Annotated in this window: 13 protein-coding genes and 1 pseudogene; 9 read left to right on the top strand and 5 right to left on the bottom strand. The window is 65.9% G+C overall.

The window, feature by feature from the left end; genetic code table 11:
• Nucleotides 1–218: 218 nt before the first annotated feature.
• Genes N5B55_RS20525 through N5B55_RS20515 form a run of 3 tightly spaced genes read right to left on the bottom strand, consistent with a single transcriptional unit; the run spans nucleotide 219 to nucleotide 3793 of the window.
• Nucleotides 219–1868: a rhodanese-related sulfurtransferase gene (locus tag N5B55_RS20525; protein ID WP_304539877.1), complete on the bottom strand. Its 1650-nt coding sequence runs from the start codon at nucleotides 1866–1868 to the stop codon at nucleotides 219–221.
• Nucleotides 1865–2524, bottom strand: a complete 660-nt coding sequence (locus tag N5B55_RS20520; RefSeq protein ID WP_004633942.1) for a cysteine dioxygenase — start codon at nucleotides 2522–2524, stop codon at nucleotides 1865–1867. The genes N5B55_RS20525 and N5B55_RS20520 overlap by 4 nt, the downstream gene beginning before the upstream one ends.
• Nucleotides 2525–2584: 60 nt before the next feature.
• Nucleotides 2585–3793 carry an acyl-CoA dehydrogenase family protein gene (locus tag N5B55_RS20515; RefSeq protein WP_304539876.1) on the bottom strand — a complete coding sequence of 403 codons (1209 nt, stop codon included), beginning with the start codon at nucleotides 3791–3793 and terminating at the stop codon, nucleotides 2585–2587.
• A 162-nt stretch (nucleotides 3794–3955) separates the two neighbouring features.
• Between N5B55_RS20515 and N5B55_RS20510 the strand changes: the two are divergent.
• From N5B55_RS20510 to N5B55_RS20490, 5 genes and pseudogenes are all read left to right on the top strand, one after another.
• Nucleotides 3956–4837 (top strand): annotated as a pseudogene (locus N5B55_RS20510) (ABC transporter substrate-binding protein); the annotation flags it as partial.
• Nucleotides 4838–4880: 43 nt separating this feature from the next.
• Complete coding sequence (locus N5B55_RS20505) at nucleotides 4881–5918, top strand: ABC transporter permease (protein WP_304539875.1); 1038 nt, start codon at nucleotides 4881–4883, stop codon at nucleotides 5916–5918.
• On the top strand, nucleotides 5912–6712 hold the full coding sequence (locus N5B55_RS20500) for an ABC transporter ATP-binding protein (protein WP_065854760.1): 801 nt from the start codon (nucleotides 5912–5914) through the stop codon (nucleotides 6710–6712). The genes N5B55_RS20505 and N5B55_RS20500 overlap by 7 nt, the downstream gene beginning before the upstream one ends.
• Nucleotides 6713–6726: 14 nt before the next feature.
• Entirely contained in the window at nucleotides 6727–7893 is a 1167-nt protein-coding gene (locus N5B55_RS20495; protein WP_304539874.1) for a c-type cytochrome, read from the top strand.
• 25 nt (nucleotides 7894–7918) lie between these two features.
• Nucleotides 7919–8860, top strand: coding sequence for an ABC transporter substrate-binding protein (locus tag N5B55_RS20490; RefSeq protein WP_304539873.1), 942 nt, complete (start codon nucleotides 7919–7921; stop codon nucleotides 8858–8860).
• On the opposite strand, the gene N5B55_RS20485 is transcribed toward N5B55_RS20490, so the two are convergent.
• Both N5B55_RS20485 and N5B55_RS20480 read right to left on the bottom strand, forming a co-directional pair.
• The gene (locus N5B55_RS20485; RefSeq protein ID WP_304539872.1) at nucleotides 8857–9222 is read right to left on the bottom strand and encodes a hypothetical protein; all 366 of its coding nucleotides are present in this window, start codon (nucleotides 9220–9222) and stop codon (nucleotides 8857–8859) included. The two genes, N5B55_RS20490 and N5B55_RS20485, sit on opposite strands and share 4 nt — an antisense overlap.
• 59 nt (nucleotides 9223–9281) lie before the next feature.
• A complete protein-coding gene (locus tag N5B55_RS20480; RefSeq protein ID WP_154206000.1) occupies nucleotides 9282–10178 on the bottom strand; it encodes a LysR substrate-binding domain-containing protein in 897 nt (298 codons plus the stop codon).
• Between the two features lie 338 nt (nucleotides 10179–10516).
• On the opposite strand from N5B55_RS20480, the gene kdgD reads away from it, so the two are divergent.
• From kdgD to N5B55_RS20460, 4 genes are all read left to right on the top strand, one after another.
• Nucleotides 10517–11455 carry a 5-dehydro-4-deoxyglucarate dehydratase gene (gene kdgD, locus N5B55_RS20475; RefSeq protein WP_116575991.1) on the top strand — a complete coding sequence of 313 codons (939 nt, stop codon included), beginning with the start codon at nucleotides 10517–10519 and terminating at the stop codon, nucleotides 11453–11455.
• 27 nt (nucleotides 11456–11482) lie between these two features.
• Complete coding sequence (locus tag N5B55_RS20470; protein WP_304539871.1) at nucleotides 11483–13054, top strand: aldehyde dehydrogenase (NADP(+)); 1572 nt, start codon at nucleotides 11483–11485, stop codon at nucleotides 13052–13054.
• 100 nt (nucleotides 13055–13154) lie between these two features.
• Nucleotides 13155–14507 (top strand): MFS transporter, encoded by a 1353-nt coding sequence (locus N5B55_RS20465; protein ID WP_304539870.1) that lies wholly within the window; start codon nucleotides 13155–13157, stop codon nucleotides 14505–14507.
• An 18-nt stretch (nucleotides 14508–14525) separates the two neighbouring features.
• Nucleotides 14526–15935 (top strand): enolase C-terminal domain-like protein, encoded by a 1410-nt coding sequence (locus tag N5B55_RS20460; RefSeq protein ID WP_304539869.1) that lies wholly within the window; start codon nucleotides 14526–14528, stop codon nucleotides 15933–15935.
• Nucleotides 15936–15962: the final 27 nt, after the last annotated feature.

Here is a 15962-nt window from a genome sequence, read left to right as displayed (position 1 = left end):
TGCGGGGTTTGGAACCCCATGCCCGGCGTTCAGAACCTCAATGTTGACGTTCGCACTACCAGTTATCGAGGTTCTGAACGCCACCCGTCACGTTCCGAACGCCAACGGTGGAGTTCGGAACCTCAAGCGTGGCGTCCGGAACCTCAAGCGTGGAGTGTTGGAACTTCAAGTGTCGAGTTCAGAACGCCAAGCGTGACGTTCCGAACCTTGGCGGCCAGTTAGATGACCCGGAAACCGTGCGTTCCGTCGCGCCGCAGCTGCTCGACCAGCCCGAACTCCCAGTCGAGATAGGCCTGCATCGCGGTACGCGGCGCGCTCGTGCCCTCGTACGGGCGGCGATAGCGGTCGATGCGGTCTGAAGCCAGACGGGTCTCGCCGGCTTCAACGGGCAGGCCGGCCGCCACCCAGGCTGCGGTGCCGCCGTCGAGCACCCACACCTCGGCATGCGTCAGCTTGGCGAGGTCGGCGGCGGCAAAGCGGGCGAGCTGGCTGGAACCGCACGTCAGCACATAGCGGCGTGCGGCCGGGATGCGTTCCAGCGCGGCGGGCAAGTCGGAACGTACGGCAAACCACGCGCCCGGAATATGCCGCGCAACGTAGTTGGCGCTGCGTGTGACGTCGATGACGGCGGTGTCGCCCGCTTCGAGCCAGCCTGCCAGAGCGCGGGCGTCAACGGTGCGCACGGCGGGGGGCGGCGGGGCAGGTGTCTGCCACGTCCCGGTGACGCTGCGCTCGCTCGCGTCGACCGGATCGACGACATAAACCTCCCAGCCCATCTGTGCGAGCCACGAGGCGGACATGTCGGCGCGCACGCCGTCGTCATCGGCCAGCACGATGCGCGCGCCGCGCACGGCGGCGGTGTGGTCGGTTTCCTGCACGAGCTGGCCGCCGGGCGCGCTGGCAAAGCCGGGCAGGTGGCCGGCGGCGTATTCCTCGGGCGTGCGCACGTCGAGCTTGTAGACCGTGCGGTCCGGGGTCTCCAGTTTGGCAACGTCAGCCAGCGCAATACGCGGCACGTTGGCGCGTTCGGCCACGGCGCGCGCATCGGCCTGTGCCTGCGCGCGTGCTTCGGCAGACACCTCCTGCGGGTGACGGCGGCTGGCGCCATGGTCGAGCACCTGATCGGCCAGCAACCAGCCGATGGTGCCGTTGCGCAGTGCCGCAACCGGGTTGGGAATGCCGGCATTCACCAGCGATTGCGTGCCGATGATGCTGCGCGTGCGGCCTGCGCAATTGACGATGACCTGCGTGCTCGGGTCCGGTGCCAGCTCGCGGATGCGCAACACCAGCTCGGCACCCGGCACGCTCGTCGCCGTGGGGATGCTCATGGTCTGAAACTCTTCATAGCGGCGCGAATCGACGATCACCACGTCGCGCTTGGAATCAAGCAGCGCCTTGACCTCCTGCGCGCTGAGCGACGGCGTGTGGCGGTGCGCCTCCACGTATTCGCCAAAGGATTTGCTCGGCACGTTCACGTCCTGGAACACCTCGCCGCCGGCTGCGCGCCAGCCATCGAGTCCGCCTTCGAGCAGGTACACGCGCGTATAGCCGAGTTCAGCCAGCTTGGCCGCCGCGCGCGGGGCGAGGTCCACGCCATCGTGCACGCCGTACAACACGATCAACGTGTCGCGGCGCGGAATGCGCGACCACGCCTCCAGTTCCAGCCGGGAGAGCGGCAGGTTGGCTGCCCACAGCGGATGCGCCTGGGCATACGGGTCTTCCTCGCGGACGTCGACCAGCGCGATCTCCTTGCGGGCCAGCAGGGCGGCGCGCACGTCGGCATACGCCAGCGTCGGGACGTGGGTTTCGGCCAGCGGTGCAGCGACCGGCGATTCGATGGCGTCTATAGCGTCGATGGTGGTGCTCATGATGCGGGCGTGTCCTTGGAACGGTCCCAGAGATTGGGCAGATGGGTATTCGAATAGCCGGAGACGAACGGCTTGCGTTCGCCGTCTTCCGTGTAGACGGAACGGTGGATGCCGCCGATGTTGCCGCCGTAGACGTGGATGCTGATCGACGTGCGATCGTCAAAGGCGTTGTGCACGCGGTGGATGTCACCCACGCGCGGCGAGACGTGTTCCACCGCGCCCGGCTCCAGGCGAATCGCCGGGCCGTCGGGTTGGGGTTTGCCTTGGGCGTCGAGCTTGAACGGCTGCGAGTATTCGGCGCCGCGCAGCATGCCGATCAGGCCCCACGTGGTGTGGTCGTGAATGGGTGTGCGCTGGCCCGGGCCCCAGACAAAGCTGACGATGGAAAAGCGCTCGCCGGAATCGGCATGCAGGAGAAACTGCTGGAAGTGCTCGGGGTGCGGCTGGGCGTATTCAGCGGGCAACCAGTCGTCGCGGGCGACAAGCGCACTGAGCAGGGCACCGGCGCGCGAGAGGATTTCGGCTTCGGTCGGTTGCTGATCCAGCAGGCGCGACAGCGCCGTCACGAACTCACGCAGCGGCGCGATGGACTGTGTTTGTGCGGGTGCCGCAGAGGAAGCAGCAGCGGAAACAGTGGCGAGTACGGGCGTGCTCATCGACAGGTTCCTGATGTGGGATTTTTGGGCATCTTGCTGGACTTGATTGGCGGCGTCCAGCTAAACCCCGAGCGCAGTACGGCCGGCTGCCAGCAGGATGGAGTCGTTCTGCGGCGTGTGAATGCGGCTGCACAGCACATCGCGATAGTGGCGCTCGAGCGGGTTGTGGCGCGACAGCCCGTGATTGCCGGACACCTGCAGCGCCAACTCCACGGCGCGGATCGCGTTGGTGGTGACGGTGTACTTGAGCAGCCCGCTGTCGGTGATGGAAAGCGGCGCGCCCGCATCGGCGGCTTCGGCTGCATGATCGAGCAGCACGCGGTTGGTTTGCAGCGCGGCGGCAACCTCGCCCACCACTTCCTGCATGCGCGGCAGCGTGGCCAGCGGCCCGCCCAGGTTGGCCGGTGCCCGCGTGTTCAGAAACTGGATGAGCCAGTCGCGCGCGGCCTGCGCCACGGCGTCGTACAGGCTGCCGAGCAGCACGTTCATCCAGGCTTGCTGGTCGAGTTGCGCGGCCGTGTCGGCTTGCGCGGCACTGTGCGCTGCCCATTCCGAAGCAGGGCGGATATCGACGGCGTGGTCGAGCGGAATCTCCACATCTTCGAGGATGACGTCGTGGCTGCCCGAGGCGCGCAGGCCGAGGTGGTTCCAGGTTTCTTCGATGCGGATACCTGGTGTTTCCGGCAACGGACGCGGCACGAGAAAGATACCCACGCGCGGCTCGGCCTCATCGGTGCGGCCCCACACGGACAGCCAGCGCAGGGCAGGGCTGCCGGTGCTGTAGAGCTTGCGGCCCCGGATGCGCCAGCTGTTGCCCACGCGCGTTGCCACTGTGGCGGGCAAACCGCCGCGTGCGGGCGTGCCGAGGTCGGGCTCCACGCGCAGCGCGTTGATGAGCGCGCCTTCATTCAGCGCAGTCGCAAACACCTGTTGCCGAACATGCGCGGGCCAGCGCGTATCGGCACGTGCAATGGCGCGATGCTGTAGGTACGTCATCGTCAGCACCAGCGCGGTGGCTGCATCGGCATACGCGATGGACGCAATGATCTGGCGTGCCGTTTTCAGGCCCGCGCCGCCACCGCCATGCGTTTGCGGAATGACCTGCGCGATCAACCCCGAAGCATGCAGCAACGCAAAGTTTTCGTGCGGGAAGCTGCCGTACTGATCGTGCTCTGCGGCGGACGCGGCCAGCTGCGGAGCAATGGTGGCCAGCACTGCGGCAAGCCGGTCGGGCGGCGTTGGCAGACGATGCAAGGGAGCAGGCGACATGGCGATGCAATGTGCGAAGCAGGTGACATTGGCGCACAGCGTATCCGGGTTGCCAGGCGCCACGAACGACCTATGCCGTATATGCAGCGTTGAAATTATTCGTTAGTGCAATGCAGGTGGTGACGTAACTTCATTCGCATTCATGGCGGGGCGCAATGCCTTGCGTGGAACCAGAACTCGTTCTGCCTGACGCCCATCGTGGTGGCGCAGGAACGCGGCTTCTTCGAAAAGAACGGACTGCACGTCGATCTGATCAACTACAGCGGCTCGACCGATCAACTGCTCGAATCCATCGCCACAGGCAAGGCGGACGCTGCAGTCGGCATGATCCACCGCTGGCTCAAGCCGCTGGAGGCGGGCTTCGACGTGAAGATCATCGGCAGTTCGCATGGCGGTTGTGTGCGGCTTGTGGGTTCCAAGGCGGCAGGCGTCACGAACCTGGCGGCGCTCAAGGGAAAGACCGTGGGCGTGAGCGATCTTGCCGCGCCGGGCAAGCACTTCTTCACCATCCTGCTGGCCAAGAACGGCATTGACCCGGACAAGGACATCACCTGGCGCCAGTACCCGGCCGACCTGCTGGGCGTGGCGGTGGACAAAGGCGAGATCCAGGCGATTGCCGACGGCGATCCGAACCTCTACCTGCTGGAGAAACGTACGAACGGCGCGTATGTGGAGTTGGCCACGAACCTCTCCGGTGAATACGCACGCAAGGTCTGCTGCGTCATCGGCGCACGGGGCGAACTGGTGCGCAATGACCGTCCGGCAGCATCAGCACTGGCGCGTTCGATTGTGCAGGCCACGGACTTCGTCAACGAGAACCCGAATGAGGCCGCCAAGGTGTTTGCCAAGTATTCGCCCAAAGTGGCGCTGGATGACTTGCGCAAGCTCTACGCCACGCTCACGTACACGCATCACCCGACCGGCGTCGACCTGCGCGACGAGATCGCCTTCTACGCGGAAGACTTCCGCCGCATCGGCGTCATCAAGAAGACCACCGATCCGCAGCGCCTTGCGCAGCACGTGTACGTGAATGTGCTGGCCTGACGCACGGTGCGTGAGCACATGAGCAGATGAGGAACACATCGACATGAGCACCATCCCGCAAACACTGGAGGCGCACGCCGCGCTGTCCAACCCATTTGCCGATGCCGTCGAGCGCGGAGGTGCATGGCGCACCGGCGCCGTGGCCGCATTGGCCTGGGCCGCCTTCGGGCTGCTGACGTGGCGCTGGCCCAACCACGTGGTCGGCTTCAGCGATTGGGCGTTCACGGCGGAGCTGGGCGTTGCCGCGTTGATCGTCGGCATTGCGCTGTTCGTGGTGGCGTTGGCGGCGGGCCATGTGTCCCCGTTGCGGCCTGTGCAGGAAGCGTTGCAGCCGGCCGGGCCGTGGTTGATCGCCGTGCCTGTGGTGCTGGCCTTGTGGGAGGTGCTGACCGCCAAGTCCGGTGCATTGCCCACACCGTTCTTTGCGCCGCCGCAGGCATTGATCGAGGTGTATTCGGAAGACTGGCCGCGTCTGGGCGACAGCGTGCTGAATACGCTCAAGTTGCTCGGCATTGGCTATCTGCTTGGTGCGTTGACGGGCTTTCTGGTGGGGGTGTCGATCGGCTGGTCGCGCGCGGTGGGCTACTGGGTGCATCCGGTGCTGCGCATTCTCGGGCCGTTGCCGGCGACGGCGCTGTTGCCGATCACGTTCTACTTCTTCCCGTCGAGCTATTCGGCGGCGGCTTTCCTGATCGCCTTGGCTGCCGGCTTTCCCGTGGCGGTGCTCACGTGGTCCGGCGTGGCGGGCGTGAGCAAGAGCTACTACGACGTTGCCCGCACGCTGGGCGCATCCAACGCGTTCCTCGTACTGCGTGTGGCGATTCCGGCAGCCCTGCCGCAGGTGTTTGTGGGGCTGTTCATGGGGCTGGGCGCGTCGTTCACGGTGCTAGTGACGGCGGAGATGATGGGCGTGAAGTCGGGCCTCGGCTGGTACCTGACCTGGGCGCAAGGCTGGGCATCGTACGTCAACATGTATGCCGCGCTGATCGTCATGGCGCTGCTGTTCTCGAGCATCATCACGCTGCTCTTCAAGGTGCGTGACCGCGCGCTGGTCTGGCAGAAGGGGACGCTGAAATGGTAGCCGTGCTCGAACGCGAGGCGCCGCCGCCTGCGGCCGCAGTCGGCGCACGCATCGACGTGCAGGGCGTCAGCCACTGGTTCGGCAGCCGCGCCAATCCGCTGCAGGTGCTCGACGGCGTGAGCCTGACCATCCAGCCGGGTGAGTTCGTTGCGCTGCTGGGGCCAAGCGGTTGCGGCAAGTCCACCCTGCTCCGCCTGATCGCGGGGCTGGAACCGCCCACGCATGGCCGCATCCTGCAGGACGACAAGCCCATCAGCGAGCCGGACCCATCACGTGTGGTGGTCTTCCAGGACCCGACGCTCTATCCGTGGCGCCGCGTGTGGGACAACGTCGCGCTGGGCCTGCAAGCCCGCGGCGTGCTCAATGCAGAGCGTGACCGCGTGGACGACGCGCTGGAACGCGTGGGCCTGGGCGGCTTTCATCGGGCGTTTCCGCATGAGCTGTCGGGCGGCATGGCGCAACGTGTGGCGCTGGCGCGTGCGCTGGTCAACGATCCGCAGTTGCTGGTGCTGGACGAGCCGCTGGGCAAGCTGGATTCACTCACGCGGCTGGCCATGCAGAGCGAGCTGGTGACGCTCTGGCAACGCGCGCGCTTCTCGACCGTGCTGGTGACGCACGATGTGGAGGAGGCGCTGTTCCTGGCGCAGCGTGTGGTCATTTTCAGCCCGCGTCCGGCGCGCATCACGGCGGAACTGACGGTGGATCTGCCTTACCCGCGCCATCGCGGCGACCCGCGCTTGAGCGCGTTGCGGCACGAGGCGCTCGGTCATCTCGGCTTGGGTGAGACCTGGTAGATGGCGGCACCATCATGAGCGGACCGGAAGCGACGGTCTGGCTCAACGCGTTGCTTGGCTTTCTGCAATGGGCGCAGCACGGCGTGCTGGTGCTGCTGCACACGCTTGGACTGACAGGCGAGGCGCACGGGCAGCCCGCGTGGCCATGGGATGTACGCATCGCCGGTGAAACCCTGCTGATCGATCTTGGGCAAGCGCGGCAACTTGGCCTGACGCTGATTGCCTCGATGCTCGCGTTGGTGGCCGTCGTGATCGCCGTGCTCGTGCGGCGGTGGCGGCCGGTGTCGTCAGGTGTCGCGGCGGGACTGCTTGTGGTGGCCCCGTGGCCGTCGGCGGTTGTGCTCGCGCCCGCCGTGCCGACGAGTTTCCATGTCAGCCCGACGGCGTTTTCGGTGGCATCCATCACGCGGGGCACGCGCATCTACAACGCGGCCTGTGCAAGCTGCCACGGCGCAGATGGCCGAGGCGAAGGCCCCTTGGCGGCCACGCTCACGCGTTGGCCGCCAACGGTGTTCGGCCCATTGCTTGGCCGTCATGCCGATGGCGAACTGTTCTGGCACATCGCCCACGGCATGGTCGATACACAAGGCGCGTCCACCATGCCTGCATTTGCCGATCGACTGAGCGACGCCGATATCTGGGCGGTGCTCGACGCCATGAAGGTGCTGGCCGCGAGTGGTGGCGTGCGTGCCGGCGGCTGGCCTCTACCTGTGGCGCTGCCGGCGCTGTCCGTGCGTTGCGGCGATGCGCCGACTCAATCCTTGGCGACGTGGCGCAACGGCCAACGCGTGAGGGTGGTGGCGGTGGATGCGGCATCGAGAGCCGGCATCCCGCTGGAAGACCCGCGTTTCCAGACATTGCTCGTCACGCCGGATGGCACGTTGCCACCGCCAACCCGCACGTTTGAGGCGCGCTGCGTGGCTGAAGGTGCCGACGCCTGGGGCGTCTTCGCCGCCATTGCCGGTGCTGCGCCGCAAGCGTTCTCCGGCTCGCAGTTGCTGGCCGACCGCAACGGGTGGTTGCGCGCACGCGGCGCACCGGGCACCACATGGTCCGATGCTGACTTCCTGTGCACTTCGGCCGCCCGCGGAACCGCTCGCAGCACAAGCGGCCTCGACGCCTTGATCGCCCGCATGGACGCCGAACCGGTGCGCTATGTGAAAGGCGGCTTCATTCATTGACCCCCGACCGCATCGCTCCATCACCATGCCGCAACATCGACGACGTTTTCTGCAATCCACGCTGGCACTCGCTGCCGCGCCTGCCTTGTCCATCGCGCAACCCCGCCTCGTGCTCAAGGCCGGCGACCAGAAGGGCGGACTGCGCGCGCTGCTCGAAGCCGCCGACGCGCTCAAAGGCGTGCAGTACGACATCCAATGGACCGAATTTCCGGCGGCCGCACCGCTGGCCGAAGCGCTCAATGCAGGCGCCGTCGACTTGGGCCCCATTGGGGATGCGCCAGCCATCTTTGCCTTGGCGGCGGGCACACGGATCAAACTGATCGGCGCCAACCGATCCGACCCATACGGCACGGCGGTGCTGGTGCGGCCGGATTCTCCGCTGAAGACCGCCGCGGATCTGAAAGGCAAATCGATCGGCACGAACCGCGGGTCGATCGGGCATTTCGTGGCGCTCAAGGCGTTGGAATCTGCAGGGCTGGGCCCGGACGACGCCAACTTCCGTTTTCTGCCGCCTGCGGATGCCAAGCTTGCGCTGGTCAACGGTTCGATCGATGCGTGGTCAACGTGGGAGCCTTACACCGCGATGGCCGAAACGGCCAAGCACGCGCGCGTGCTGGTCAACGGACGCGGGTTGTGGTCGGGACTCAGCTACTTGGCGGCGACCGACGCGGCCCTGGCCGCCAAGCGCGACGCGCTGCGCGATTTCCTGCAGCGCGTGGTGCGCGCGCAGGTGTGGTCGTATCAGCATGTCGATAGCTTTTCAGCCACGCTGGCCCGCATCATCGGCATTGCGCCGGAGGCCGCGCGGCTGCAGTTTGCGCGGCGGCAGACCGTGTGGCGCGCCATCGATCCGCAACTCATTGCCGAGCAGCAGCGCACGGCCGATTTCTACGTGAAGGTGGGTCTGCTCAAACAGCGGCTGGAAGTGGCCACCACGTTTGACACGGGGTTTCCGCTGGTTGCCTAGCGGGCGTTGCCCGAATGCGATTCCGCACTGGGCCGCGAGCCGCCATGCGGGCCCGCCGAACCCGGCGCTTCTGCGACGTTCTTGGGCAGGTTGGCGACCGGCGTGACGGCCTCTGGCGCGTTGTTGCCGCCCTTGCCAAAGCGCGCCGCCAGACGGTCCTGCACTGCGGTCAGCTGGGCCTGTTCCTGTGCTTTCTGGGCGCGCTCGGTCTCGGTCTGCTGGGCAGCGGCGGCTTGCTCAGCCGGCGTGGGCGGTGGCAGTTTGCCGTGAGCCTGGTGCGGTAGTGTCACCGCGCTCAAGCCGATGGCCACAGCGGCGGGCCACATGGCGGAGCGTCGATAGTTTTGGCGTGTTTGCGGCATGGAGGCCTCCTTGTCGGGGGATCGCCCCATGGCCTCAGCAAATCAGGTGCCGGGTGAATTCAGCGCCCCTCGGCAAGCGCGTTGTGCAGCACCGTCTTGAGCAGGTTGAAGACGGGGTTGTCGTTGTCCTTGCGATAGGCCATCCAGAGTTCGACCGGCTTGGCCGGCGTGGTGCGTACCGGGCGATAGACCACGCCCTCGAAGTGCAGCATGGCCGCCGCTGCGGGAATGAGCGCTACGCCGATGCCGGCACGCACCAGCGCCAGCATCGAGTGGATCTGACTGACGTATTCAACGATGTCGGGCAGCACCTCCGCGCGCTCCAGCAGGCTGCTGACCATCTGGTGGAAATAGCGCGCCTCGTATGGGGAATACATCAACAGCGGCTGGCCCTCGCAGTCGCGCAGGCTGGGGCGTTGCGGCCAACTGTCGGCCACGGCTTCCGGAAGGGCGATCACCAGCGCTTCCTGCGAGCACGGCACGGCAATCAGCTCGCCGTGCTCCACCGGCGGGCGCAGCAGGCCCACGTCGATCTCGCGCGCATCCAGCGCCGAGAGCTGCGCGCCGCTCACCATCTCCTTGAGCGTCAGCCGCACGCCCGGTGAAGCCGCCCGCACGGCGCTCACCAGCGAAGGCAACTTCCCATAGCCGACCGACGCGGTAAAGCCGATCGCCAATTGCCCGGCAGCCCCCGTCGCCACGCGCCGGGCCGTGGCCGCAGCTTCGTCCGCCAAGCGCAGGATGCGAGACGCATCGGGCAGAAAACTGCGCCCAGCCGCCGTCAGCTTGACCGAGCGGCTGTTGCGTTCCAGCAGTGCCGTACCGACCTGATGTTCGAGCAGCCGCACCTGGCGTGACAGCGGCGGCTGCGTCATGTGCAGGCGTTCTGCCGCGCGCCCAAAGTGCAGTTCTTCGGCCACGGCAACAAAGCAGCGGAGTTGGCTGAGTTCAAACATCGATTCAAAAACTGTATGGATAGAGTCAGTGCCTATCTTGAATCGGAAAGATCGCCGATGCAAGAATCGGCTCGGTCTTGGCGCATCAGCGCGGGAAATAGCGGACTTTCACTTTGGGCATGCGCTTTTTACGTGGAGGCCGAGGGCGCCGTGTGACACGGCGATGAGCCGGCGCAGCGAGCCGCCACGTGCAGCCGCAGCATCCGCATCGTCGACTCAGGGAAGACCCTGTATCAATACAAGTTCTGTATCAATCGAGTCAGCAGTTGGCTTGGACTTGAATCGATCCCAATGCAAGAATTCGCTCACCAACAACACGCATTCATCACGAGCGAGACATGTCCCGATACAGCCCTAAAGAATTTGCCCAACAGATTGGCTCCGGTCTGCTGTCCTTTCCGATCACGCACTTCAAGGCGTCGGATCTGTCGTTCGACGAGGCCGCGTATCGCGCCAACCTGAACTGGCTGTTCAGCCACGAGGCCGCCGGCCTTTTTGCGGCGGGCGGCACGGGCGAATTCTTCTCGCTCACCGCAGCCGAGACGGACCACGTGGTGCGTGCTGCCGTGGCTGAAACCGCCGGCAAGATTCCGGTGATCGCCCCGGCCGGCCGCGGCACGGCCGAATCGATCGAATACTGCAAAGCCGCAGAAGCTGCCGGCGCCGACGGCATCCTGCTGCTGCCGCCGTACCTGACCGAAGCCTCTGCCGACGGCGTGGCCGCTCACGTGGAGCAGGTCTGCAAATCGACCAAGCTCGGCGTGATCGTCTACAACCGCGCCAACCAGGTCCTCGACGAGAACCACCTTGAGCGCCTGGCAGACCGCTGCCCGAACCTCGTCGGCTTCAAGGATGGCGTGGGCGATCTGGAACTGATGACGCGCATTTACGCCCGCCTGGGCGACCGCTTCACCTATGTCGGCGGCCTGCCGACGGCCGAAACCTTTGCGCTGCCGTACCTGACGATGGGCGTGACGACGTATTCGTCGGCCATCTTCAACTTCGTGCCGAAGTTCGCGCTAGAGTTCTACGCCGCCGTGCGCGCGTTCGACAATGCCAAGGTCTACAAGATGCTCAACGAGTTCGTGCTGCCGTACATCCAGCTGCGCAACCGCAAGCGCGGCTATGCGGTGTCGATCGTCAAGGCCGGTATGAAGGTCATCGGCCGTGACGCAGGTCCGGTCCGTGCTCCGTTGACCGACCTGACCGACGCCGAGATTGCAGAACTGTCGGCGTTGGTGTCGCGCGTTGCCGAAGTGGAAAAGCTGGCGGCCTGAGCGCAACCGAAAACACAAGGAATCCTTATGCAATTGAGCGGCGAACTGTTGTTGGGTGCTGCCCGCGTGGCGGGTGGTGCCGGCAAGGTTCGCGCCATGAACCCCGCCACCGGGGAATGGCTCGAACCTGAATTCACCCTGGCCTCCAAGGCCGAGGCCGCGCGTGCCGCTGAACTGGCCGCCGCGGCTTTTGACGTTTACCGCGAAACCGCGCCGGAAACCCGTGCAGCCTTTCTGGAAGCCATCGCCAGCCAGATCGAAGCGCTGGGCGATGCCTTGATCGAACGCGCGATGGCCGAATCGGCATTGCCGCGTCCGCGCCTGGAAGGCGAGCGCGGCCGCACGTGCAATCAGCTCCGGTTGTTTGCAAGCGTGGTGCGTGCCGGTGATGCCGTGGGCGCACGCCTGGATTCGGCTCTGCCTGAACGCAAGCCGTTGCCGCGCTCGGACTTGCGCATGCGCCGCATTGCGCTGGGGCCCGTCGCCGTGTTCGGCGCGAGCAACTTCCCGCTGGCATTCTCGGTAGCGGGTGGCGATACCGCGTCAGCGTTGGCTGCGGGTTGTCCGGTGGTCGTCAAGGCGCATCCGGCGCATCCTGGTACGTCTGAACTCGTGGGTCGTGCCATTCAAGCGGCGGTGGCGCAATGCGGGCTGGCGGAGGGCGTGTTCTCGCTCATCCTGGCGGACAACGATGTGGCGGGCGCACTGGTGGCCGATCCGCATATTCAGGCAGTGGGCTTTACAGGCTCGCGTGCAGGCGGTCAGGCGCTGCTGCGCATTGCGCAGGCCCGTCCGCAGCCGATTCCGGTATATGGCGAGTTGAGCGCCATCAACCCCGTATTCCTGCTGCCCGATGCACTGGCCAAGCGTGCTGCTGCGCTGGGTCAGCAGTACGTGGCGTCGCTGACGATGGGTGCGGGCCAGTTCTGTACGAACCCGGGCCTGCTGCTTGCCATCGACGGGCCGGAACTGGATGCCTTTGAGGCGGCCGCCGCTGCGGCCATGGGCGGCGTGGCTGCGCAGCCGATGCTCACCGCAGGAATCCACAGCGCCTACACACGTGGCGTCGACAAACTGGCCTCCGAGGCCAACGTGCGCTGCGTTGCACGCGGCCAAGACAGCGACGAACCCAACCGCGGGCAAGCCGGCTTCTACATCACCGATGCGAAGAGCTTCCAGGCGCAACCGGCGTTGCACGACGAGATCTTCGGCGCCACCGGCCTGGTCGTGCGCTGCCGCGATGCGGACGAGTTGCGGGCGCTTGCCGAATCGCTTGAAGGCCAGCTGACGGCCACGCTGCATCTGGATGCGGGCGACACGGCGATCGCGCGTTCGCTGCTGCCGATTCTGGAACGCAAGGCGGGGCGCATTCTGGCCAATGGCTGGCCAACCGGTGTTGAGGTGTGCCACGCCATGGTGCACGGCGGGCCGTGGCCGGCAACGACGGATGCACGCACGACTTCGGTCGGCACGGCGGCCATCGAGCGCTTCCTGCGCCCGGTGTGCTACCAGGATCTGCCGGCTGAACTGCTGCCCGAAGCGTTGCAAGACGGCAACCCGCTGAAGCTCCGCCGTCTGGTGGATGGAAGCTGGGCGTGAAGCCGTAGCAGTCGATTAGAAAAAAACAACACGCCGGGCCGCACAGGACCCGGCGACTTGATCCTGCCGGCACGGCTGGTGCCGGCGCAAGGAGGAGACGATGGACATCAAGGCCCCCGCAGTGGGAGCGCAGGCCGTGCCGCGCACTGAGCGCATGAGCCGCGTGCGTTTCGTGATCCTCGCGATGCTGTTTATCGTGACGACCATCAATTACGCCGATCGGGCGACCATCTCCATTGCCGGCTCGGCCATGCAGAAGGAACTCGGCATCGATGCCGTGTCGCTTGGCTATATTTTTTCGGCGTTCGGCTGGGCATATGTGATCGCGCAGATTCCGGGCGGCTGGCTGCTCGACCGCTTCGGTTCGAAACGCGTTTACACGTTCAGCATTCTGCTGTGGTCGGTCTTCACGCTGGCGCAGGGTGCCATCGGTTTCTTTACCGGCGGCGCCGCCATCGCCATGGTGTTCTGCCTGCGCTTTCTGGTGGGCGCAGCCGAGGCGCCGTCCTTCCCAGCGAACAGCCGCATCGTGGCCGCGTGGTTTCCAGCCAACGAGCGGGGCACCGCAGCGGCCATCTTCAACTCTGCGCAGTACGCCGCCACGGTGGTGTTTGCCCCGCTGATGGCCTGGCTGGTGCACGCGTTCGGCTGGCATCACGTGTTTATCGTGATGGGCGTGATCGGCATCGTCATGGCGATCGTGTGGAGAACCTTCGTGCACGAACCGAAGGACCACCCAGGCGTCAACCGTGCCGAAATCGAATACATCGAAGCCGGCGGCGGCCTGGTGAACATGGATCGCGCGGGTGTGGCCAAGACCGAGGGCCCGAAGCTCGGTTACGTCAAGCAGCTCCTGCAGAACCGCATGCTGATGGGTGTGTACATCGCGCAGTACTGCATCAATGCGCTTACGTACTTTTTCATCACGTGGTTCCCGGTGTATCTGGTGCAGGCGCGCGGCATGTCGATCCTGAAGGCGGGCTTCGTTGCGTCGATCCCGGCGGTGTGCGGCTTCCTGGGCGGCATTCTGGGCGGGATCATCTCAGACGCGCTGCTTCGGCGCGGTGCCTCGCTTTCGGTGGCGCGCAAGGTGCCCATCGTGCTGGGCATGCTGCTCTCCATGACCATGGTGATCTGCAACTACGTCGACGCGCAGGCCATCGTGGTGGCGGTGATGGCGCTGTCGTTCTTCGGCAAGGGCCTCGGTGCGCTGGGCTGGGCGGTGAACTCCGATACGGCGCCCAAGCAGATCGCCGGCTTGTCGGGCGCGCTGATGAACACGTTCGGCAACCTGTCGAGCATCACCACGCCCATCGCCATCGGTTACATCGTCAACACCACGGGTTCGTTCAACGGTGCGCTGGTGTACGTGGGGATCCACGCGCTGGTCGCCATCGTCTGCTACCTGTTCATGGTGGGCGAGATCAAGCGTGTGGAACTGAAGCCGCTGTAAGCCACGGGAGCCTCGTAAGTGACGTTGCAATCGATCGAGTCCGGCGCACGCACGCACACACCTCGGGTGACGGAGATGCAGGTGATTCCCGTCGCGGGCCACGACAGCATGCTGCTGAACCTGTGCGGCGCGCATGCTCCGTTCTTTACGCGCAATCTCGTGATCCTGAAGGACAACGCCGGGCGTACCGGCGTGGGCGAGGTGCCGGGCGGGGAGGGCATCCGCCAAGCGCTGGAGCGCGTGATTCCGCTGGTGGTCGGTCAATCGATCGGCCGTACCAACGGCGGGCTGAACAACGTTCGCCGCGCCCTGGACGGTGGCGGCAATGCCGCGCATCAAGCGACGGTGCACCAGGTCACGTCCGCTTCGGAAGCAGCCGTGCTGCGCCAGCCGCACGAGATCAACCTGCGCATGGACAACGTCATCACGGCGGTGGAAGCGGCGTTGCTCGATCTGCTTGGCCAGTTTCTGGAGGTGCCGGTGGCCGAACTGCTCGGTGCCGGCCAGCAGCGCGATAGCGCGCCGATGCTCGCTTATCTGTTCTACGTTGGCGACCGTGGCAAGACCGACCTGCCGTACCTGGATGGCGCAAAGGGCACCGACGACTGGCTGCGCCTGCGCCACGAAGCCGCGATGACGCCCGCCGCCATCGCGCGCCTGGCCGAAGCCGCCACCGCGCGTTACGGTTTTGCCGATTTCAAGCTCAAGGGCGGCGTGATGCCCGGTGCCGACGAGATGGAAGCGATTGCGGCCATCAAGGCGCGCTTTCCGCACGCCCGCGTCACGCTGGACCCGAACGGCGCGTGGTCGCTGGATGAGGCAATTGCGCTGTGCAAGGGCCAAGGCCATCTGCTGGCCTATGCCGAAGATCCGTGCGGCCCCGAAGCCGGCTATTCGGGCCGCGAGGTGATGGCCGAGTTCAAGCGCGCCACCGGCATCCCGACGGCCACCAACATGATCGCGACCGACTGGCGTCAGATGGGCCATGCCGTGCAACTGCACGCAGCCGATATTCCGTTGGCCGATCCGCATTTCTGGACCATGCAAGGCTCCGTGCGCGTCGCGCAGTTGTGCGACGCGTGGGGCCTGACGTGGGGCTCGCATTCCAACAACCACTTCGATGTGTCGCTGGCGATGTTCACGCATGTGGCCGCCGCCGCGCCGGGCAACATCACGGCCATCGATACGCATTGGATCTGGCAGGAGGCCGAGGAGCGCCTGACGCGCGAGCCGCTGCGCATCCAGGGCGGCCACGTGGCCGTGCCGGAGCGCCCGGGCCTCGGCATCGAAATCGACATGGAGCGCGTCAAGGCGGCCCATGCGCTGTACAAGACCCTGGGCCCTGGCGCGCGTAATGACGCCATGGCCATGCAATACCTCGTGCCGGGCTGGACGTATGACCCGAAACGTCCGAGCCTGGGGCGTTGAAGCCAAACCCGTTTGAATCAATCACGG

The sequence above is a fragment of the Ralstonia pickettii genome (assembly GCF_030582395.1).
GTDB lineage: Bacteria > Pseudomonadota > Gammaproteobacteria > Burkholderiales > Burkholderiaceae > Ralstonia > Ralstonia pickettii_D.
This window is presented reverse-complemented; position numbering and strand designations above follow the sequence as displayed.

Excerpts from the sequence above, each read along its gene's own strand:
- N5B55_RS20525 (WP_304539877.1), bottom strand. The coding sequence starts at position 1,868 with ATGAGCACCACCATCGACGCTATAGACGCCATCGAATCGCCGGTCGCT.
- N5B55_RS20520 (WP_004633942.1), bottom strand. The coding sequence starts at position 2,524 with ATGAGCACGCCCGTACTCGCCACTGTTTCCGCTGCTGCTTCCTCTGCG.
- N5B55_RS20515 (WP_304539876.1), bottom strand. The coding sequence starts at position 3,793 with ATGTCGCCTGCTCCCTTGCATCGTCTGCCAACGCCGCCCGACCGGCTT.
- N5B55_RS20505 (WP_304539875.1), top strand. The coding sequence starts at position 4,881 with ATGAGCACCATCCCGCAAACACTGGAGGCGCACGCCGCGCTGTCCAAC.
- N5B55_RS20500 (WP_065854760.1), top strand. The coding sequence starts at position 5,912 with ATGGTAGCCGTGCTCGAACGCGAGGCGCCGCCGCCTGCGGCCGCAGTC.
- N5B55_RS20495 (WP_304539874.1), top strand. The coding sequence starts at position 6,727 with ATGAGCGGACCGGAAGCGACGGTCTGGCTCAACGCGTTGCTTGGCTTT.
- N5B55_RS20490 (WP_304539873.1), top strand. The coding sequence starts at position 7,919 with ATGCCGCAACATCGACGACGTTTTCTGCAATCCACGCTGGCACTCGCT.
- N5B55_RS20485 (WP_304539872.1), bottom strand. The coding sequence starts at position 9,222 with ATGCCGCAAACACGCCAAAACTATCGACGCTCCGCCATGTGGCCCGCC.
- N5B55_RS20480 (WP_154206000.1), bottom strand. The coding sequence starts at position 10,178 with ATGTTTGAACTCAGCCAACTCCGCTGCTTTGTTGCCGTGGCCGAAGAA.
- kdgD (WP_116575991.1), top strand. The coding sequence starts at position 10,517 with ATGTCCCGATACAGCCCTAAAGAATTTGCCCAACAGATTGGCTCCGGT.
- N5B55_RS20470 (WP_304539871.1), top strand. The coding sequence starts at position 11,483 with ATGCAATTGAGCGGCGAACTGTTGTTGGGTGCTGCCCGCGTGGCGGGT.
- N5B55_RS20465 (WP_304539870.1), top strand. The coding sequence starts at position 13,155 with ATGGACATCAAGGCCCCCGCAGTGGGAGCGCAGGCCGTGCCGCGCACT.